This is a genomic window from Nocardiopsis sp. MT53, from assembly GCF_019598965.1.
GTDB classification, from domain to species: Bacteria; Actinomycetota; Actinomycetes; order Streptosporangiales; family Streptosporangiaceae; genus Nocardiopsis; species Nocardiopsis changdeensis.
The window spans coordinates 109,647-128,205 of the sequence record NZ_CP080599.1; the positions used below are offsets into that span (position 1 = coordinate 109,647).

The window sequence follows — 18,559 nt, forward strand, 5'->3', positions numbered from 1 at the left end:
ACACCGGGTTCTGACGGCACCGGACTTTGACGACACCGTGTCGCCATCTTCGGGAGGGCTCGGCTATCGTCGACCGGGGCGGGACGGTCCCCGCCCCTCGCCCCGCGCACCCGCGCCCGACAGGAAGGCCCGCCATGTCCGGCCCCTTCTCCCCCGAGGTCGTCACCGCCGTCACCGCCCACATGAACGGCGACCACCCCGAGGACACCCTGCTGATCTGCCGCGCCCTGGGCGGGCACCCCGACGCCACCGGGGCCCGCATGACCGGCCTGGACGGGGAGGCCGGGGAGTACGCCGTCACCGTCGGCGGCACCGAGCACACCGTGCGGATCCCCTGGGCCCACCCGCTCACCGAGCGCCCCCAGATCCGGCAGGAGGTCGTGCGGATGTACCAGGAGGCCTGCGAGAAGCTCGGCGTCACCCCGCGCGGCCACTGACGGCCTGTGAGCGAACGGACCCGTACAGCGGGAACCCGGAGGGCGTGACCGGAGTCCTAGAGGGTGAAAGACGGGGAGAGGCGCGCATCGTCGACGGGGGTCCGCGGGCGCACGGTCGACACCGGCCGTCGCCGGGCATCTAACCTGGAGACGGCCCGCCGATCCCGGCCACGACACCCACGCAACCGAAGGACGGCACCGACCTCCATGGTCACGCCCCACACCGGTGACGACAACGCGCCGACGCAACGGATCGAACCCACCGCGCCCACCGCCAAGGCGGACCCCGCCCCGCGGGCCACGCGGTGGGTCACCCGTGTCCTGCGGCCGGGCTCCGGCCGCGACGCGACCCCTCCCACCCGCGTCCAGGGCCCCGGCCCGGCGGCCCCGCCCACCCGGGTGGACCGGCCCGCCGCGGCCACCGCCGGCCCCGGCGCCCCGCGCCCCGGCGGCGACGCCCGCACCCCCTGGTGGCGCACCCTGTTCGGCCCCTTCCTGGACTGGCTGGCCCGCCTCGTCTCCCGGGTCGTCGTCGGCCCGGCCAGCGACCTGGACTACGCCGTCCCCGCCGAGCTGCGCCGCCGCTACCAGGTCCTGGACCGCATCGGCGCGGGCGGCGAGGCCGTCGTCTACCTCGTCGAACCCACCGACTCCCCCGGCCGCCGCCTGGCGCTGAAGGTGTACCGGCCCGGCCACGACATCAACCGCGAACTGCTGGACCGGCTGCGCGCCCGCGGCACCGCCTCCCCGCACACCCCGGCCGTCCAGGGCTACGGCCACGCCAAGAGCTCCTGGGAGGAGGACCTGGCCTGGGAGGCCCAGGAGTACTTCGAGCACGGCTCCCTGCGCGCCGTCATCGACCAAGCCCCGCTGGACGACGCCCGCGCCCGCGCCGTCGTCTCCGCCGTCGCCGAGTGCCTGCGCCACTGGCAGGACGACCTCCAGCACAACCACACCGACGTCAAGCCCGAGAACCTGCTGGTCCGCTCCCTGGACCCGCCGGTACTGGCGCTCACCGACTTCGGCGGCGCCGTCCGCGCCACCATGAGCCGCGTCTACGGCGGCCTGGCCATCACCGAGGACTACGCCGCCCCCGAGGTCGTCGAGGGCCGCCGCGAGGCCCCGGCCGCCTGGTGGTCCCTGGGCGTGATGGCGCACGAGCTGGTCGCCGGCCGCCGCCCCGACCGCGGCGGCAACTGGCTCACCGCCCGCAACTCCGAGGTGGACATCTCCGCCGTCACCGACGAGCACTGGCGGCTGCTGGTGCGCGGACTGCTCGCCCCCTCCCCCGCCGCCCGCTGGGGGTACGCCGAGGTCGCCCAATGGCTGGCCGGGGAGCGGCCCGCCCTGCGCACCGCGCGCCGGCTGCGCCCCATCGTGTTCGCCGGGGCCTCCCACGAGGACCCGCCGAGCCTGGCCTTCGACCTGCTGGACCGCTCCGAGACCGGCGCCCTGTGGCTGCGCACCCACTGGTCGGAGCTGCGCACCTGGCTCGACCGCGAGGTCAAGGACCACACCTTCGACCGCGCCTACCTCACCGGCCTGGACGGCCACCCCGAGCGCGCGCACATCGCCATCAGCGCCCTGGCCGCCCGCTACGTGCCGGGCATGCCGCCGCGCTACCGCGGCCACGAGATCAGCGCCGACGGCCTGCTGGAGCTGGCCACCGGCGAGGCCAGCCGGCACGCCGTGGTGCGCGAGGCCCTGGAGTCGGGCGCGGTGGGCCTGGCCTCCCAGCACTGGTGCCCCCACCCGGGCTGCCGCAGCGACGGCTCGGGCCGCTGCGTCCTGCTCGAACGCGCCCAGCACGAGGTCCCCCTGCTGATGCGCCGGGTCACCGAGACCCTGGACCGCGTCACCGGCCCCGGGGCCGACCGGCCGGACCGGCCCGCCGCCCACGAGATCGACACCACCTGGGCGCGCGCCGTCGAACTGGTCCTGGAACCCGACACCGCCTCCCGGCACCGCGCCCTGCTGCGCCGCCAGTCCTGGCACCCGGCCCAGCGCAGCCCCGCCCCGCACGCCCCCTGGTGGAACGAGCAGCGCCGCACCGGCCTGCGCGACGGCGGCGGCGACCCGATCGCCCCGCGCGCCGCCCTGCTCACCGCCGTGCTGCTCCTCCCCGAGGCCGTCCGCATCGGCGGCTCCATCGCCGACCGCGAACGCGCCGACGGCCGGGCCCGCCGCCAGGACCGGTGGGCCGCGCTGACCGGCTCGGCCCGGGCCCGCTGGGACGAGACCCGCGGCCGGGTCTCCGACGCGCGCCGCCGCCGGGCCGAGGCCGCCACCGGCGACACCCCCGTGGTCGGCGGCACCGCGCCGCAGGACGCCGCCCGCCCCCGCTGGAACCGGTGGGGCGCCGCGCAGCGGCCCGACGACCGGAACACGGGACCGCAGGACCCCGGCGCCGCCCGCAGGCAGCAGGAGCGCGCCGCCAAACGGGTCCAGCGCACCATGACCCAGATCCAGAAGGCCATGTCCGCCGGCAGGTGCCGCCGCTTCGCCTACCCGGCCGCCCTGCTGGGCCTAGTCGACGGGCTGGGCCGGGCGCTGCGCCCGGAGGACGGCTTCTACCCGCAGAGCCCGTTCGTCACCGACGCCTACACCGGGCTGCTCGACGCCGCCCACGGGCCGCTCCTGGGGACGCTGGCCGACGCCGCCGGCGCGGTCACCGGGCTGCTGCCCGGGGAGCTGGGCGCCTCCTGGCCGCTCCCGGTGCTGCTGTCCGTCGCGCTCATCGCGATGGGCCGCACCGCGGCGAGCAAGAAGGACTCTTCGCGGGCGCGCCGCCGCCTGGCCGCGTACCGGATGGCCGTGGCCGGGTCGGTGTTCATGCTCGTGGTGCTGCTGTCCACCGGACTGCTGGCGCTGGGCTCGGGTGTGCTCATCCCGCTCGACGGCCTGCTCGGTTAAGATCTCCCGGTTCGGCAAGGGGCCGGACCACGGTGGGGAACCGGGCACGAGGAAGAGGCCGCACGTGGGAGAGACCATCGAACTGCGCTCGGGGGACTTCGGCGCGCGCGTCGCCGTCGAAGGCGCCGCGCTCCAGGCGCTGACCTGGCGGGGACGGGACCTGGTGTGGCCCTACACCGGAGCGCCCACCGCGTTCCAGGGACAGGTGCTCGCCCCCTGGCCCAACCGGATCGGCCGGGGCCGCTACCGGTTCGGCGGGAGCGAGCACACGCTGGAGGTCAACGACCCCGCCACCGGGTCCGCCATCCACGGCCTGGTCCACGACCGGGTGTGGACCCCGGTGCGGACCTCCGACGCGGAGGCCGTGCTGCACCTGGACCTGCCCGCCACCGCCGGCTACCCCTTCCCGCTGGCACTGGACCTGGCCTACCGGCTCGACGGGGACGGCCTCACCGTCACCACCACCGCGCGCGCCACCGGGGACTCCCCCGCGCCGTTCGGGCTGGGCTTCCACCCCTACCTGGACCTGGGCGAGCCCGTGCGGGACCTGGCCGACCGCGGGGAGCTCACGCTGAGCGCCCCGGTGGCCGCCCGCCAGCCCGTCGACGACCGGCTGCTGCCGGTCGGGGAGCCGGTCCCGGTACAGGGCACCGGCATGGACTTCCGCCCGCCCGGCCGCGGGCTCGGCGACACCGTCCTGGACACCGCCTTCGTCATCGGGGAGCGCGACGCCGACGGCCGGGCCTGGACCCACGTGGACGGGCCCCGCCACCGGGTCTCGGTGTGGTGCGACGCGGGCTTCGGGTACCTGCAGCTGTTCAGCTCCGACACCCTCGCCGGCGCCGACCGCCGCGCCCACCTGGCCGTGGAGCCCATGACCTGCCCGCCGGACGCGTTCAACACCGGCACCGGGCTCATCGTCCTGGAACCCGGCGCGACCACCCGGCACGCCTTCGGCATCACCGCCTCCGCTCCGTGAGGCGCCCGGCGGGGTCCTGAAGGCCCGGAGGAGACGTCCGGGGGCGGCGGGCGGGCCGCAGCGCGGCGGAGGCTCGAAAGAACGCCGCTCTAGCGGCCGATCAGGTCGCGCAGGCGCAGCAGGTCCTCCTGGGTGTCGATGTCCTCGGGGCTGGCGACGCCGTCGCAGGCCACCGGGGTGACCACGTGGGAGTAGGCGCGCAGGAACGGGCGCGCCCCCACGTCGGCGACGGCCATGGCGTGCACCGTGGACCAGTGCTCGCGGCCGATGAGCACCGGGTTGCGCTGGTTGCCCCGGTAGGTGGCCACCGCGGCGCGGGCGCCGTCGGCGTGCGCCGCCACCAGCCGGGCCACCGCCTCGGGCGTGACCAGCGGCTGGTCGGCCAGCGAGATCAGGACCGCGTCGACCCCGTCGGGCAGGGCGTCGATCCCGGCCCGCAGCGACGAGCCCATCCCCGAGGCCCACTCCGGGTTGAGCACCGTCCAGGCGTCGGGGACCGCCGTGTCCGCGGCGCCCAGCACCACCACGACGGGCGCGCAGCCGCCGGCGCGCAGGGTGCGCACCCCCCGGTCGACCAGGCGCTCGCCGCCGACCTCGACCAGTGCCTTGGGCCTGCCCAGCCTGCTTCCGGAACCGGCGGCCAGCAGCAGCCCCGCCACCCGGCCGTGTTCCCCCGTGCCGCTTCCCATGACGCGATGATGCCACGCGCGGGCACCGCGCACCGGCCGCCCGGGCGACCCCGTCCGAAAGTCTTCCCCGTCCCGGTCCGGGCGCCGGGGACGACCTGCGGTTCCGCCCGTCCCCGTGTTCCGGTTCACCTGTCGACGTGACCGAATCCGGCCGGAAGGAAGGGCGCCACGGTGACGTCCCGGTGGATCCGGCCCGTGGTCTCGCTCAGCGCCCGGCCGCTGCCGCCCCAGCGGGAGCGCACCAGCTCGGCGGCGATCGACACCGCCGTCTCCTCCGGGGTCCGCGCCCCCAGGTCCAGGCCGATCGGCGAGTGCAGCCGCGCCAGCTCACCCTCGGACAGGCCCGCCTCGCGCAGCCGCGCCATCCGGTCCTCGTGGGTGCGCCGCGACCCCATCGCCCCGATGTACCCGGCGCGGGTGCGCAGCGCCGCCGTCAGCACCGGCACGTCGAACTTGGGGTCGTGGGTGAGCACGCAGATCGCCGTGCGCTCGTCGACGCGGTCGGCCACCTCGTCCAGGTACACGTGCGGCCACTTGACCACCACCTCCTCCGCGGCGGGGAACCGCTTGGCGGTGGCGAACACCGGGCGGGCGTCGCACACCGTCACCCGGTAGCCGAGGAAGGCGCCCATCCCGGCCACCGCCGCCGCGAAGTCGATCGCGCCGAAGACCAGCATCAGCGGCGGCGGCGCGAACGCCTGCACGAACACCTCCAGCTCGTCCCCGCGCCGCTGCCCGTCCGCGCCGTAGCGCATCAGGCCCGTGGTGCCCTGGGCCAGCATGCCGCGCACGTCGTCGTCCAGGGCGTCGTTCAGCCGGTCGCCGCCCATGTCGCCCTCGGCGTGCCCGGGCCACACGACCCGGCGCCGCCCCACCCGGTCCCCGCCGGAGGGGTCCGACACGACGGTGGCCACCGCCACCGGCTGATGCTCGTCGAGGGCGCCCAGCACCGAGCCCAGCGAGGGGTGGAGCCCGCGGTCCACCGGCTCCACGAACACGTGCAGGGTCCCGCCACAGGTCAGACCCACGCTGAAGGCGTCCTCGTCGGCGACGCCGTAGGTCCGGCGCACCGGCACCCCGGTGCGGATCGCCTCCATCGCCTCCTCGTAGACCGCGCCCTCCACGCAGCCCCCCGACAGGCTCCCGACGACCTCCCCCGAGGCGCTCACCGCCATCGCCGCCCCGGCCGGGCGCGGCGCGCTCTTGAAGGTGTCGATCACCGTCGCGACGGCGAACCTCTCCCCCGAGGCGTACATCTCCGCCACGGCCTCTCGGATATCGCGCACGCGGTCCCCCGCTCCCCGTCGGCTGCCACGTCCTGTGGCCTTCACCACCAAACTATGTGCTCCGCCCGGCATGACGGGAGCCTCCGTTCCGTCAAGAAACGAAGGCTCCCGTTGGACGTTCGCACAAGGCGGGCGGGACCGCGGGTCCCGGGGTCAGTCCCGGTCCGGCTCCGCGGCCTCGCCGCGCTCGCGCAGCAGCTCCCGGAACTCCTCCAGGGCGGCGCGGGCCCGGTCGCCGTCGGCGCTCTGGATGCCCATCACCGCCAGCGTGGTCCCGTCGGACAGGTCCACCGACGGCCACGGCTCGCCCTCGGGCATCCGCACGTCCACGATCTCCGCCCACGACAGCACGTGCGTGCGGATGCTGTTGACCACCGTCACCCCGTCCCGCGACGCCTCCAGCCTGGGCCGGGCCAGCAGGTGCAGGGTCGCGGCGATCGCCAGGCCCACGCCCACGAGCAGCAGCCGGTCCATGAACCGCCAGTCGCCCGGCAGCACCGACGCCAGGACGGCCATCGTGGCCACGATCAGCAGCCCCAGCCCGTAGGCGACCATCCGCACCGCCCGGGGACGCCAGACCCTGGGCCCCTCAGGCCGCCGCGCCGCCTCGTCCACGGTCTGTTCCCTCGTCCGCACTCGTGACTCCCACTCCCCGAACGGCCTAGCTCCGCAGTCCGCGCAGGACCACGGCCGCCTCCAGCGCGGCCAGGGCCGCCTCGGCGCCCTTGTCCTCCGCGCTGCCCGGCAGACCGGCGCGGTCCCGCGCCTGCTCCAGGGTGTCACAGGTCAGCACGCCGTTGCCCACGGGGGTGGACTGGCGCAGCGCCACCTCGGTGAGCCCCTGCGTCACCGACTGGCACACGTACTCGAAGTGCGGGGTCCCGCCGCGGATGACCGCGCCCAGCGCGATCACCGCGTCGTGGCGGCGGGCCAGCTCCTGGGCCACCACCGGGATCTCGACCGCCCCGGCCACCCGGACCACCACCGGCTCGGCGGCACCCGACCCCTTGACCACCGCCAGCGCGTTGGCCAGCATCGGCTCCACGATCGGCGCGTTCCACCGGGTCACCACGATGCCCACCGACATGCCGGAGGCGTCGACGTCCTGCCCCTGCGGGCGTCCTTCACCGCTCATCGCTTCTTCGCTCCAGTCGTCTCGTTCTCGTGGGTCAGTCGGTGACGCCGGACAGGTCGTGCCCCATCCGGTCGCGCTTGGTCCGCAGGTAGGCGGCGTTGTCGGCGGTGAGGAACGCGGGCATCAGCACCCGCTCCTTGACCCGCACCCCGTGCCGCTCCAGGCCCTGGGCCTTCTCCGGGTTGTTGGACAGCAGCCGCACTGAGGAGACGCCCAGGTCGGCGAGGATCTGCGCCCCGGCGCCGAACTCCCGGGCGTCCGCCGGCAGCCCCAGCCGCAGGTTCGCGTCGACGGTGTCCATCCCCTCGTCCTGGAGGGCGTAGGCGCGCAGCTTGTGCAGCAGCCCGATGCCGCGCCCCTCGTGCCCGCCCAGGTAGACGAGCACCCCGCGGCCCTCGCGGGCGATGTCGGCCATGGCCGCGTCCAGCTGCGGGCCGCAGTCGCAGCGGTGCGACCCGAACGCGTCGCCGGTCAGGCACTCCGAGTGCAGCCGCACCAGGACGTCGGTGCCGTCCCCCAGGTCGCCCATGACCAGGGCGACGTGCTCGGCGCCGTCGGCCGTCCCCTTGAACCCGACGGCGCGCCACTGCCCGTACCGGTTGGGCATGCGGGTCTCCACCAGGCGGGTCACCAGCGGCGGGTGGGCCTCCTCCTCGGTGAGCGACTCGCCCAGCGCCAGGCGGTACGCGGCCAGCTGCTCCACCGACACCAGCTTCAGGCCGTGCTCGTCCGCGAACTCGCGCAGGCGCGGCAGCCGCGCCATGGTGCCGTCGTCCTCGACCACCTCGGCCAGCACGCCGGCGGGGCGCAGGCCGGCCAGCCTGGCGAAGTCCACCGACGCCTCGGTGTGGCCGCGCCGGGCCAGCACGCCGCCCGGACGGGCGCGCAGCGGCAGGATGTGCCCGGGGCGCACGAAGTCGGTGGGGCGGCTCCCGGCGGAGGCCAGCAGGCGGATCGTGTGCGCCCGGTCGGCGGCGGAGATGCCGGTGCTGACGCCCTCGCGGGCGTCCACCGTCACGGTGTAGGCGGTGCGCAGGCTCTCCTCGTTGCGCGCCGTCATCAGCGGCAGGTCGAGCCGGTCCAGGTCCGGGCCCTCCATGGGCACGCAGACCACGCCGGAGGTGTAGCGGATCATGAACGCCAGCAGCTCGGGGGTGGCGAGCTCGGCCGCGAAGATGATGTCGCCCTCGTTCTCGCGGTCCTCGTCGTCCACCACCACGATGGCGCGTCCGGCGGCGAAATCGGCGATGGCGTCCTCGATCGGGTCGAGGACCACGGGCCGCTCGGCGTCGGCCGCGGCCGGGGTGGTGTCGGTGACGGTCATTCCCGCTCCAGGTGTCGGTGGGTGTGGTGTGGGATCGGTGGCGGCCCGTCGGGGTCCGCTCCGGCGGGGGTCAGGTGTGCGCGCGGCCCTCGGCGGCGGCCACGGCGGTGATGCGCTCCACGTACTTGGCGACCACGTCGACCTCGATGTTCACGGCGGCGCCGACGGCCAGGGAGCCCAGAGTGGTGGCGCGCAGGGTCTCCGGGATGAGGCTGACCTCGAAGAACCCCCGGGCCGCGCCCGGGTCGCTGACGGCCGACACGGTCAGGCTGGTGCCGTCGACCGTGATCGACCCCTTCTCGACCACGTACCGGGACAGCCCGGCGGGCAGCTCGAACCGTAGAACATCCCAGTTGTCGCCCGGATTCCGGGAGACCAGGCGGGCGGTGCCGTCCACGTGGCCCTGCACGATGTGCCCGCCCAGGCGCGAGTCGACGCGCGCGGCGCGTTCGAGGTTGACCGGGGAGCCGGCGGCCAGGGAGCCCAGGGAGGAGCGGTCCAGGGACTCCTTCATGACGTCGGCGGTGAAGGTGCCCTCGCCGCGGTCGACGACGGTCAGGCACACGCCGTTGACGGAGATGGAGTCGCCGTGGCCGGCGTCGGAGGAGACCAGGGGGCCGCGCACGGTGAGCCGAACGGCCTCGCCCGCGGTGCCCGCGGGGGTGAGGGAGACGACCTCGCCGAGCTCTTCCACGATTCCTGTGAACACGCCCTTGCCTTCCCAATCGCCTGGTACGGCTCCGGGGCGTGTGCGGAACATGCGTCCACGGCGGGTCGGCGAAGGGCCGCGGGCACGGGGGCACCACGGCACACAGACCGTCCCGACGCGTGCTGCCTCCCATCCGGACTTTCACCGTCGGTACCGGAATTCCACCGGTTCAACCGGCCGATGGACTCGGCCGGGTCGCGGACTGTCACCGCCGGTTCGGACTTTCACCGACCCCGGAGCACGCATTCTCAACTGATGTCTGAGACGCCAACGATCTTAACGCCGCAGTAGCAACAGCGCATAGTTCGTGTGATGGGGATCATGCCCCGGGCAGGTCGTCCAGCCGGTCCCGCGCGTGTCCGCCCTGGCCGGGGGGCGTGCCGGGGCGCTCCGCCAGCCCGCTGCGCACGAACAGCTCCGGCGCGCCGAAGGTGATCCAGAACAGGATCGCGCCGGAGGCGGCGAAGGAGGCGACGGCGTCGGCCATCCCGGTGAGCGGCCCGGACAGCAGCCGGGAGAGGACCTCGATGCACAGGACCACGGACAGGCCCAGGACGAACCGGGCGGCGCGCGCGCCGATCCGCCCCCGGGCCGAATACCAGCCGCGGCGGTCCAGCAGTGTGAGCCCGACGAGGACGGCCAGCAGCGCGCCCGACGTGGAGTAGACGCCGGAGAGGGTGTACCCGGCCGGGTCGGGCGGGACGGCCCCGATCCACCCGGCGGGGACGGTCCAGTCGCCGCGGGCGGTGTAGCGCCACAGTGCGGCCAGGACGCAGGGCACCAGCGCCGCCGCGACCGCGAGGGACGCCCAGCGCGCCGTCGGCAGCCCGCGCCACCAGGCCAGGACGCGGTCCTCCCAGCGCAGGAACGCCCACAGGATCAGCGCCCCCAGCAGGACGCCGACGACGACGTCGCTGATGAAGTGCGCGCCCAGGTAGACGCGGGAGAAGCAGATGAGGGCGGCCAGCGCGAGCGCGGCCCACAGCAGCCCGCGGCGGCCGGACCTGATCCCCGCGTACCCCAGGACCACCGTGGCGCCCTGAGCGTGCCCCGAGGGCATGCCGAAGCTCGACTCGCTCGTGTGCTGGGCGATCTGCGCGCTGTACCAGGAGGGGCGCGACCCGTGGACGAAGAGCTTGAGCAGGTGGTTGACCACCGACGAGGAGATGGCCAGGACCAGCAGCCGGCCGCCCAGGCCGGGGCTGACGCACCAGAAGACCAGCGCCAGCAGGGGGATGACGACCGCCTGGGCACCGAGGCCGGTGACGGCGGTCAACGGCAGGACCGGCCAGTCGGCCAGGCCCTGGAGCCACTCGATGGGCGCGGTCTCCGCGTCCCACAGCACGTCCATGATCACAGCGCGCACCCCAGGTGTCCGCGCTTGGCTACGTGCTCACGCCGCGCCGCTCCCCCAGACCGCCGGCGCGGGGGGAAGACGGAGCCGCGACCAAGCTGAATCGACGACTACGGTGCGCCAGCCTAGGGGGTGCGGCGGGGCGGTGGCCAGTCGGGGCCCCGGCCGCACCGGGATCGTTATCCCCGGGCGGCGGCCTCGACGGCCTGGGCGCGCAGGGAGTCGATCGCCTTGGCGGGGTCCTGGGCGCCGTAGACGGCGGACCCGGCGACGAAGACGTCGGCCCCGGCCTCGGCGGCGCGTTCGATGGTCTCGTCACTGACGCCGCCGTCGACCTGGAGCCAGACGGAGGCCTCGCGGCCGTCGAGGATCTCGCGGGCCCGGCGGATCTTGGGCAGGACCAGGTCGAGGAACTTCTGGCCGCCGAAGCCGGGCTCGACGGTCATGAGCAGGAGCATGTCCATCTCGCCCACGAGGTCGGCGTAGGGCTCGACCGGCTCGGCGGGGTTGAGGGCCAGCCCGGCGCGGGCGCCCAGGCGGCGGATCTCGCGCAGGGTGCGCACGGGGGCGCTCGCGGCCTTGGCGTGGATGGTGACGCTGCCGGCCCCGGCCTCGGCGTAGGCGGGCGCCCAGCGGTCGGGGTCCTCGATCATGAGGTGGCAGTCCAGGGGGGTGTCGGTCGCCTTGAGCAGGGACTCGACGATGGGCAGGCCGAGCGTGAGGTTGGGGACGAAGTGCCCGTCCATCACGTCGACGTGCAGCCAGTCGGCGTTGGGGACGGCGGCGGCCTCGTCGGCCAGGCGCGCGAAGTCGGCGCTGAGGATGCTGGGTGAGATCTGGATTGCCACGCCTGGCAGTGTAGCCAGGGCGGTGGCGGCCGCGGTGCCGGGGCGCCCGGTCGGACCTGGGTGCTTTTGCGAAAAGCACCAACTTGACGATGTAGATCACGCTTGTCCGGTTCTGCCGGGAAAGCCCGGCGGCGCTCCGGGCGGGAGCGCCGCCGGGCGCCGCGTCAGTTCCGGCGCAGCAGGGCCAGGAACATGGCGTCGGTACCGTGCCGGTGCGGCCAGAACTGCGCGTAGTTCCCGTCCTCCCCGGCCGCCAGGCCGGGCACCTCGTCCAGCAGGTCGGGGGCGCGCAGCAGGGTGAGGTCGTCGCGCTCGGCCAGGACGCGGCGCACGATCGCGTCGGTCTCGTCCAGGTGCGGGGAGCACGTCACGTACGCCACCACCCCGCCCGGCCGCACCGACTCCACGGCGCTGACCAGCAGGTCGTGCTGGAGCGGGGCGAGCTCGGCCGCGGAGTCCTCGGTGCGCCGCCAGCGCGCCTCGGGGCGGCGGCGCAGCGCGCCCAGACCCGTGCAGGGCACGTCGGCCAGGACCCGGTCGAACGTCCCGGGGCGCCAGGCCGGCCGGGTGCCGTCGGCGGCGATCGCCCGGCCGGCGTCGCGCGGGGCGCGGCGCACCGCGCCCGCGACCAGCCCGGCGCGGGCCGGCTGGACCTCCGAGGCCACCAGGCGGGCCTCGCGCCGCCCGGCCAGAGAGGCGAGCAGCCCGGCCTTGCCGCCGGGGCCCGCGCACATGTCCAGCCACAGTTCGTCGCGGCCCTGGACGTCGACCCGGGTCAGGGCGAGCGCCACCAGCTGGCTGGCCTCGTCCTGGACCGCGGCGCGGCCCTGGCGGACCTCGCGGATCGCCGCCGGGTCGCCCTCGGTCAGCCGCGCGCCGAACGGCGAGTACGGGGTGGGCTCGGCCCCGGCCGCGACCAGGTCCTCGACGGTGGCGCGGCCCGGCTTGGCCACCAGGGTCACCCTGGGCCGCTCGTTGTGGGCGGCGAGCAAGCGCTCGGTCTCCACCAGGCCCGTCTTGGACCGCTCCCCCAGGGCGCGGGCCAGCTCCTTGACGATCCAGCGCGGGTGGCTGTGCACCACCGACAGGTACCCGCTGGGGTCCACGGCGCGGTCCGGGGCCACGACCCCGGTCCACTCGTCCAGGTCGCGGGCGGACACCTTGCGCAGGACGGCGTTGGCGAACCTGGCCCGGTGCTGGCCGACCACCCGGCGGGCCAGGTCCACGGTGGCGCTGACGGCGGCGTGCGGCGGGATCTTGGTGGACAGCAGCTGGTGGGCGCCCAGCCGCAGCAGCGGCAGCACCTCGGCGTCCACGGAGGCCAGGGTGCGGTCCACGCACGTCTCCATGATCGCGTCGTAGGTCCCCTGGAGGCGCAGCGTGCCGTAGGTCAGCTCGGTGGCCAGGGCCGCGTCGCGGCCGGCGATGCCGCGTTCGTTGAGCAGGGAGGGCAGCAGCAGGTTGGCGTAGGCGTCGCGGTCCTGGACCGCGCGCAGGACGTCGTAGGCGACCCGGCGGGCCGGGTCGCGGGGCGCGCCGGGCTTCGCGGCAGCGCCCTGGGCCCCGCCGGACCGTGCCCCGCCTGGGCGGGGCCCGCGGCGCGGACGGCGGTACGGGGATCGGGACTGCTCGCTCAAGGTGTGCTGCTCCTGGGCCTGAAGGACGTGACCGGGTGGGGCGCGGCCCCACCCGGTCGAGCCTACGGCAGCTCAGTCGCCCAGGCGGTCATCCGCGGTGGGACGCACGCCACGGGCCCAGTCCACGGCGTTCATCGCGCGCTTGCCCTGGGGCTGCACCTCGCCCAGCCGCACCGGGTGGGTGGCGGTGCCGACCAGGACCCGCTTCTTGTCGGCGTGCAGGCGGCCCGGGTCCAGGGCCGGGGTGTCGGCGTCGGTGACGGGGACGAGGGGGCCGAGCTTGAGCCGCGCGCCGCGGAAGGTCGTCCAGGCGCCGGGGGCGGGCGTGCAGGCGCGCACCAGCCGGTCAACGCGCTGGGCCGGGGCGGTGAAGTCGACCTCGGCGTCCGCCGGCTCCAGCTTGGAGGCGTAGGAGACCTCGGCGTCGGGCTGCGGGACCGGGGACAGCTCGCCCGAGGCGATGCCGTCGACGGTGCGGACCAGCAGCCCCGCGCCCGCGTCGGCCAGCCGGTCCAGGAGTTCGCCGCTGGTGTCGGTGGGGCGCACGGCCTCGGTGAGGGTGCCGTAGACGGGGCCGGCGTCCAGCTCCTTGACGATCCGGAACGTGGAGGCCCCGGTGACGTCGTCGCCGTGCAGGACGGCGTGCTGGACCGGGGCGGCGCCGCGCCACGCCGGCAGCAGGGAGAAGTGCAGGTTGACCCAGCCGTGGCGGGGGATGTCCAGGGCGGCCTGGGGCAGCAGCGCCCCGTAGGCGACCACCGGGCAGCAGTCGGGGGCGATCTCGGCCAGGCGGGCCAGGAAGTCGGGGTCGCCCGCCTTGGCGGGCTTGAGGACCTCGATGCCCGCCTTCTCGGCGAGCTCGGCGACCGGGCTGGGGGACACCTTGCGCCCGCGCCCGGAGCGGGCGTCGGGGCGGGTGACGACGGCGGCGACCTCGTGGTCGGAGTCGATCAGCGCCTGTAGGGACGGAACCGCGACCTGCGGTGTTCCGGCGAAGACGAGTTTCATGCGGGTCCCCCCTGGCTGTGCGGTCCGCGGCCCACCGCCGCGGTTCCCAGTTCTACCAGCCGTACCGGGCGCCCCACGGCCGGTGTCGCCGGGTTCTGGTACACCAGAGGGTGATGACATCCCAGCCCACCGGACCCGAGGGGGTCCTCTTCGAGCTTCCCGCCGCGCCCCCGGCGGAGAAGGAGCAGGAGAAGAAGCGGTCCGGCCGCCCGGCCCCGCGCACGCCCGCCGAGCGGCTGCCGGTCGCGCGCGTGGTCGTGGACACCCCGCTGCCGCACCTGGACCGGTACTTCGACTACCGGGTGCCCGCCGACATGGACGAGGCCGCGGTGCCGGGCTGCCGGGTGCGGGTGAGGTTCAACAACCGGAAGCTGACCGGGTTCCTGGCCGAGCGGGTGGAGGCGTCGGAGTTCACCGGCCGGCTGGCCTACCTGGACTCGGTGGTCTCCCCCGAGCCGGTGCTCACCCCCGAGGTCCTGGGGCTGTCCCGCGCGGTCGCGGACCGGTACGCGGGCACCCTGAGCGACGTGCTGCGGCTGGCGGTGCCGCCCCGGCACGCCCGGGCCGAGAAGGAGGAGCCCGCCGGGGGCGCCGAGGGGGGGTTCGCCGCACCGGGGGCGGGACCGTGGGAGGACTACCCCGACGGCCCGGCGTTCCTGGCGGAGCTGGCCGCGGGGAGGGCGCCCCGGGCCGTGTGGAACGCGCTGCCGGGGCCGGACTGGCCCGAGGCGATCGCCGTGGCCGCGGGCACCGCGCTGGCCGCCGGGCGGGGCACCGTGGTCGTGGTGCCCGACGGGCGCGACGTGGAGCGGGTGGACGCGGCACTGACCGCGGTGCTGGGCCCGGACCGGCACGTGGCGCTGACCGCCGGACTGGGCCCCGCCGAGCGGTACCGGCGGTGGCTGGCGGTGCTGCGCGACCGGGTGCGGGTGGTGGTGGGCACACGGGCGGCGGCGTTCGCCCCCGTGCGCGACGTGGGCCTGGTGGTGCTGTGGGACGACGGCGACGACGTGCACGCCGACCCGCACGCCCCCTACCCGCACGCGCGCACGGTGCTGTCGATGCGCGCCCACCGGGCGGGGGCGGGGGCGCTGATCGGCGGGCACACCCGGACCACCGACGCCCAGATGCTGGTGGACTCGGGCTGGGCCGGGCAGCTGGTCGCCGACCGGGCGGTGCTGCGCAGGCGCGCCCCGGTGGTGCGGGCCGCGGGGGACGACCGCGAGCTGGAACGGGACGGGGCGGCGCGCTCGGCGCGGCTGCCGGGGCTGGCGCTGCGGGTGGCGCGGCAGGCGTCCCGGGAGGGCGCGGTGCTGTTCCAGGTGCCGCGGCGCGGCTACCTGGCGACGCTGGCCTGCGCGGGCTGCCGGGAGCCCGCGCGCTGCGACGCCTGCCACGGGCCGCTGGCGGTGCGCGGCTCGCACGCCCTGCCCTCCTGCGGGTGGTGCGGCCGGGTGGCGGGCGCGTGGGCGTGCCCCGAGTGCGGGGTGAACCGGATGCGCGCGGTGGTGGTGGGCGACCGGCGCACCGCCGAGGAGCTGGGGCGGGCGTTCCCGTCGGTGGCGGTGCGCACCTCCGGCCGCGACGAGGTGCTGCCCGCGGTGCCGGGGACGCCGTCGCTGGTGGTGGCCACCCCGGGGGCCGAACCGGTGGCCGAGGGCGGGTACGCGGCGGCGGTGCTGCTGGACGGCTGGGCACTGCTCAACCGGCTGGACCTGCGGGCGGCCGAGGAGACGCTGCGGCGGTGGCTGAGCGCCGCGGCGCTGGTGCGCCCGGGCGGCACGGTGGTGGTGTGCGCCGAGGCGTCGTCGCCGGTGGTGCAGTCGCTGGTGCGCTGGGACCCGGCGGGGTTCGCCGAACGCGAGCTGGCCGACCGCCGCGAGCTGGGGTTCCCCCCGGCGGTGTCGATGGCGTCGGTGACCGGCGGCCCCGACCACGTGCGCGAGCTCCTGGACCAGGTGGAGCTGCCCGAGGGCGTGGAGCTGCTGGGCCCGGTGCCCGTCGGGCCCGACCGCGAGGGCCCCGCCGGGCCGGGCGGGGCCGGCACCACCGAGCGCGCCCTGCTCCGGGTGTCCCGCGCGGGGGTGGGCCCCCTGGCCCGCTCCCTCAAGGCCGCCGCGGCCGCCCGCAGCGCCCGCCGCGAGGAGCGCCTGGCCCAGATCCGCGTCGACCCCCTCCACGTGGTCTAGGGCTTCGCTGCGCGGGCGAGTTCGGAGGCCAGGCGGCGGGCGAGCCCGGGGTCGGCCGCCGCGATCTCGGCGATGAGCAGGTCGGCCAGGGCCGCCAGCGGCTGGAGCAGGCCCTCTCGGGAGGTGTCGGCGGGCAAGGACGCGGCCAGCGGGCCCAGGACCTCCGGCGGCAGCAGGTGGGCGCCCTTGGCGTGGGCGGCGGGCAGCCCCCGGTTGCGGCAGGCCAGGGCGATGGCCTGGGTGCGCAGGGCTCCGATCCAGTGGACGGCCTGCCAGATGCGGCCGCGTTCGACGCAGGTACGGGCGTGCAGGGCGTGGTGCCAGGCCAGGCCGATGAGGGTGTCGGGGTCGGGCTCGGCGAAGGGTTCCAGGGCGTGGTCCCGGCCGAACAAGGTCCGCCACTGCGGGCCCCGGGCGCCGAACTCCTCCCCCGGGACAACGGTGAGGTCGACCTCGGGACCGCCAGGGAGCAGGAACACCCGGACCGCACCGGGCCGGGACAGTGGCAGGTCCCAGTGGTGGACCGCCGCGTACCGGCCGGTGAGCAGGTCCGTCCAGTCCGCCAGGACCGCCTCGTGCGGTCCGGCGGTGCCCAGGACGAGGTCGATGTCGGACCAGGGGTCGGCCGTGCCGGCGGCGAGCGAGCCGGTCAGCGCGGCCCCGATCACGGCCGGGTCGGCGCGGGCGCGCTCCATCAGGTCGGAGAGGAGGCGGTCGCGGCGTCCCGGATCGGGCGGGGTCACCGGAGTCCCGCGCGGTAGAGGTCGCGGAGCAGGGAGATCTCGGCGCTGTGGTGGATGACCTCGCGCTGGACGTGCAGGACGAGGGCGACCATGGGGAAGTCGGACCACTCGGGGGACTCGGCGCCGCCGACCGGGGCGGCCAGGCCCTCCTCGTCCAGGGAGCGGACGTGGTCGGACCAGGAGAGGTACGCCAGGCGCAGGCGCTCGCGGGCGCCGTCGGCGGTGCCGGGCCATTCGACGCCGTGCAGGGCGCCGTGGCCGAAGTGGCGGTCGTCGCGCAGCTCCAGGACCTCGACGACGATGTGGCCCAGCCGCCAGGCGATGGTGGTGACCGGCGGCGGGTCGGGCTCGGGACTCGCCCGGTCGGGGCGGAAGCGGCCGTCGGGGCCGGGGCGCACGCCCCAGGCGCCGGGGGCGGGCTCCCAGTGGAACTCCGCGTCGGTGAGCCCCTCCAGCCGGGGCCACAGCGAGAAGTCCCAGTAGAACTGGAGCTGCGCCAGGATCTCGCCCGTCCAGTTCAGCGTCGCCATCGGTTCCCGCCCCCGCCCCGTGCGGGCGCGCGGCCGAGCGCGCCCAGGATCCCGCTGCCGCGGGCCGCCACGTCCTCGTCCGGATAGGGCCACCACACCAGGTCGGCGGCCCCGGGTTCGACGGGGTGGAAGGGGGCCAGGGCGCGCAGCAGCACCTGGTGGGGCGCGGTGGAGGCCAGGGCGAGGTGGCCGCCGCCGCGCAGCAGGCCGTACAGGTCGGCGATGCCCCCGGGCGGGGCGTCGGCGGGGAAGGGCCGGGTCATGAGAACGGCGACGGGCTCGTCGAGGTCGACGAGCCCGGAGGTGGCGAGGCGGTGCAGGGCGGCGGAGGGGCCGCCCTCGGAGGAGACGACGGCCCCGTCGGAGGAGGCGAGGGTGCCGGCGACCCCGGGCGGGGCGACGTGGACGACGCGGGCGCCGGGCCGGTGGGCGCGGACCATGGCGGCCAGGCCGGGCACCGGGCAGCCCCAGTCGACGAACTGGCCGGTCCCGGCGTCCGCGCACAGGTAGGCGGTCACCCGGTCCAGGAACGCGGTGTGGCGGCGGGCGGCCTCGTCGGGCTCCGGGCTCGGGCGCGGGGGCCGGCCGCGCAGGTCGACGACGCCGGATCCGCGTGCGGGTCGGCGCACCGGCTCGCGGTGGGCGCCCCTGAGCGGTCCCGCCTCGTTGCCTCGGACGTCCGTCACGATCACGCTCCCCCAGCCGGTCCGCTCGTGGGAGGCCGGCGCGCCGTCGGCAGGACCGGTCGGGTCCGCGGCACCGCGCCATGCCATCAGGG

At 76.1% G+C, this 18,559-nt stretch carries 17 protein-coding genes and 1 riboswitch; of the genes, 4 read left to right on the top strand and 13 right to left on the bottom strand.

Translation table 11 applies throughout. From position 1 onward, the window contains the following. The first annotated feature begins 134 nt into the window (after positions 1-134). From K1J57_RS00490 to K1J57_RS00500, 3 genes are all read left to right on the top strand, one after another. A complete protein-coding gene (locus tag K1J57_RS00490) occupies positions 135-437 on the top strand; it encodes a DUF2470 domain-containing protein (protein WP_220562526.1) in 303 nt (100 codons plus the stop codon). A gap of 207 nt (positions 438-644) precedes the next feature. Beyond that, on the top strand, positions 645-3,350 hold the full coding sequence (locus tag K1J57_RS00495) for a serine/threonine protein kinase (protein ID WP_220562527.1): 2,706 nt from the start codon (positions 645-647) through the stop codon (positions 3,348-3,350). Between the two features lie 64 nt (positions 3,351-3,414). Then, positions 3,415-4,329: an aldose 1-epimerase family protein gene (locus K1J57_RS00500; protein ID WP_220562528.1), complete on the top strand. Its 915-nt coding sequence runs from the start codon at positions 3,415-3,417 to the stop codon at positions 4,327-4,329. A gap of 89 nt (positions 4,330-4,418) precedes the next feature. Here the strand turns inward: K1J57_RS00500 and K1J57_RS00505 are convergent, their stop codons facing one another. From K1J57_RS00505 to fmt, 10 genes are all read right to left on the bottom strand, one after another. Next, a complete protein-coding gene (locus tag K1J57_RS00505) occupies positions 4,419-4,988 on the bottom strand; it encodes an NTP transferase domain-containing protein (protein ID WP_220565259.1) in 570 nt (189 codons plus the stop codon). A gap of 155 nt (positions 4,989-5,143) precedes the next feature. Then, positions 5,144-6,304, bottom strand: a complete 1,161-nt coding sequence (locus tag K1J57_RS00510) for an XdhC/CoxI family protein (RefSeq protein WP_220562529.1) — start codon at positions 6,302-6,304, stop codon at positions 5,144-5,146. Positions 6,305-6,457: 153 nt separating this feature from the next. After that, positions 6,458-6,919, bottom strand: coding sequence for a PH domain-containing protein (locus K1J57_RS00515; RefSeq protein ID WP_255647281.1), 462 nt, complete (start codon positions 6,917-6,919; stop codon positions 6,458-6,460). Between the two features lie 46 nt (positions 6,920-6,965). After that, positions 6,966-7,439 carry a 6,7-dimethyl-8-ribityllumazine synthase gene (gene ribH, locus K1J57_RS00520; protein ID WP_220562530.1) on the bottom strand — a complete coding sequence of 158 codons (474 nt, stop codon included), beginning with the start codon at positions 7,437-7,439 and terminating at the stop codon, positions 6,966-6,968. 34 nt (positions 7,440-7,473) lie between these two features. Further along, on the bottom strand, positions 7,474-8,763 hold the full coding sequence (locus tag K1J57_RS00525; RefSeq protein ID WP_220562531.1) for a bifunctional 3,4-dihydroxy-2-butanone-4-phosphate synthase/GTP cyclohydrolase II: 1,290 nt from the start codon (positions 8,761-8,763) through the stop codon (positions 7,474-7,476). Positions 8,764-8,833: 70 nt separating this feature from the next. Beyond that, complete coding sequence (locus K1J57_RS00530) at positions 8,834-9,472, bottom strand: riboflavin synthase (protein ID WP_220562532.1); 639 nt, start codon at positions 9,470-9,472, stop codon at positions 8,834-8,836. 115 nt (positions 9,473-9,587) lie between these two features. Next, positions 9,588-9,718, bottom strand: a riboswitch (FMN riboswitch). Between the two features lie 73 nt (positions 9,719-9,791). After that, complete coding sequence (locus K1J57_RS00535; protein WP_255646758.1) at positions 9,792-10,838, bottom strand: phosphatase PAP2 family protein; 1,047 nt, start codon at positions 10,836-10,838, stop codon at positions 9,792-9,794. 167 nt (positions 10,839-11,005) lie between these two features. Next, positions 11,006-11,674, bottom strand: coding sequence for a ribulose-phosphate 3-epimerase (gene rpe / locus K1J57_RS00540; RefSeq protein ID WP_220562533.1), 669 nt, complete (start codon positions 11,672-11,674; stop codon positions 11,006-11,008). A 164-nt stretch (positions 11,675-11,838) separates the two neighbouring features. Next, positions 11,839-13,311 (bottom strand): RsmB/NOP family class I SAM-dependent RNA methyltransferase, encoded by a 1,473-nt coding sequence (locus tag K1J57_RS00545; protein ID WP_220562534.1) that lies wholly within the window; start codon positions 13,309-13,311, stop codon positions 11,839-11,841. Between the two features lie 72 nt (positions 13,312-13,383). Next, positions 13,384-14,319, bottom strand: a complete 936-nt coding sequence (gene fmt / locus K1J57_RS00550) for a methionyl-tRNA formyltransferase (RefSeq protein WP_220562535.1) — start codon at positions 14,317-14,319, stop codon at positions 13,384-13,386. A gap of 113 nt (positions 14,320-14,432) precedes the next feature. Between fmt and K1J57_RS00555 the strand changes: the two genes are divergently transcribed. Continuing rightward, positions 14,433-16,508 (top strand): primosomal protein N', encoded by a 2,076-nt coding sequence (locus tag K1J57_RS00555; RefSeq protein ID WP_220562536.1) that lies wholly within the window; start codon positions 14,433-14,435, stop codon positions 16,506-16,508. On the opposite strand, the gene K1J57_RS33915 is transcribed toward K1J57_RS00555, so the two are convergent. From K1J57_RS33915 to K1J57_RS00570, 3 genes are read right to left on the bottom strand one after another with little or no spacing between them, the layout of a single operon-like run. Further along, positions 16,505-17,251: a nucleotidyltransferase domain-containing protein gene (locus K1J57_RS33915; RefSeq protein ID WP_220562537.1), complete on the bottom strand. Its 747-nt coding sequence runs from the start codon at positions 17,249-17,251 to the stop codon at positions 16,505-16,507. The genes K1J57_RS00555 and K1J57_RS33915 overlap by 4 nt on opposite strands. Next, positions 17,248-17,781, bottom strand: coding sequence for a DinB family protein (locus K1J57_RS00565; RefSeq protein ID WP_220562538.1), 534 nt, complete (start codon positions 17,779-17,781; stop codon positions 17,248-17,250). Before K1J57_RS00565 ends, K1J57_RS33915 begins: the two co-directional genes overlap by 4 nt. Then, entirely contained in the window at positions 17,769-18,467 is a 699-nt protein-coding gene (locus K1J57_RS00570) for an SAM-dependent methyltransferase (RefSeq protein WP_255646760.1), read from the bottom strand. Before K1J57_RS00570 ends, K1J57_RS00565 begins: the two co-directional genes overlap by 13 nt. Positions 18,468-18,559: the final 92 nt, after the last annotated feature.

Bases quoted from the DNA above. Each gene is read 5' to 3' on its own strand.
- K1J57_RS00490 (WP_220562526.1), top strand. From the start codon at position 135: ATGTCCGGCCCCTTCTCCCCCGAGGTCGTCACCGCCGTCACCGCCCAC.
- K1J57_RS00565 (WP_220562538.1), bottom strand. From the start codon at position 17,781: ATGGCGACGCTGAACTGGACGGGCGAGATCCTGGCGCAGCTCCAGTTC.
- K1J57_RS00525 (WP_220562531.1), bottom strand. From the start codon at position 8,763: ATGACCGTCACCGACACCACCCCGGCCGCGGCCGACGCCGAGCGGCCC.
- ribH (WP_220562530.1), bottom strand. From the start codon at position 7,439: ATGAGCGGTGAAGGACGCCCGCAGGGGCAGGACGTCGACGCCTCCGGC.
- K1J57_RS00555 (WP_220562536.1), top strand. From the start codon at position 14,433: ATGACATCCCAGCCCACCGGACCCGAGGGGGTCCTCTTCGAGCTTCCC.
- K1J57_RS00495 (WP_220562527.1), top strand. From the start codon at position 645: ATGGTCACGCCCCACACCGGTGACGACAACGCGCCGACGCAACGGATC.
- fmt (WP_220562535.1), bottom strand. From the start codon at position 14,319: ATGAAACTCGTCTTCGCCGGAACACCGCAGGTCGCGGTTCCGTCCCTA.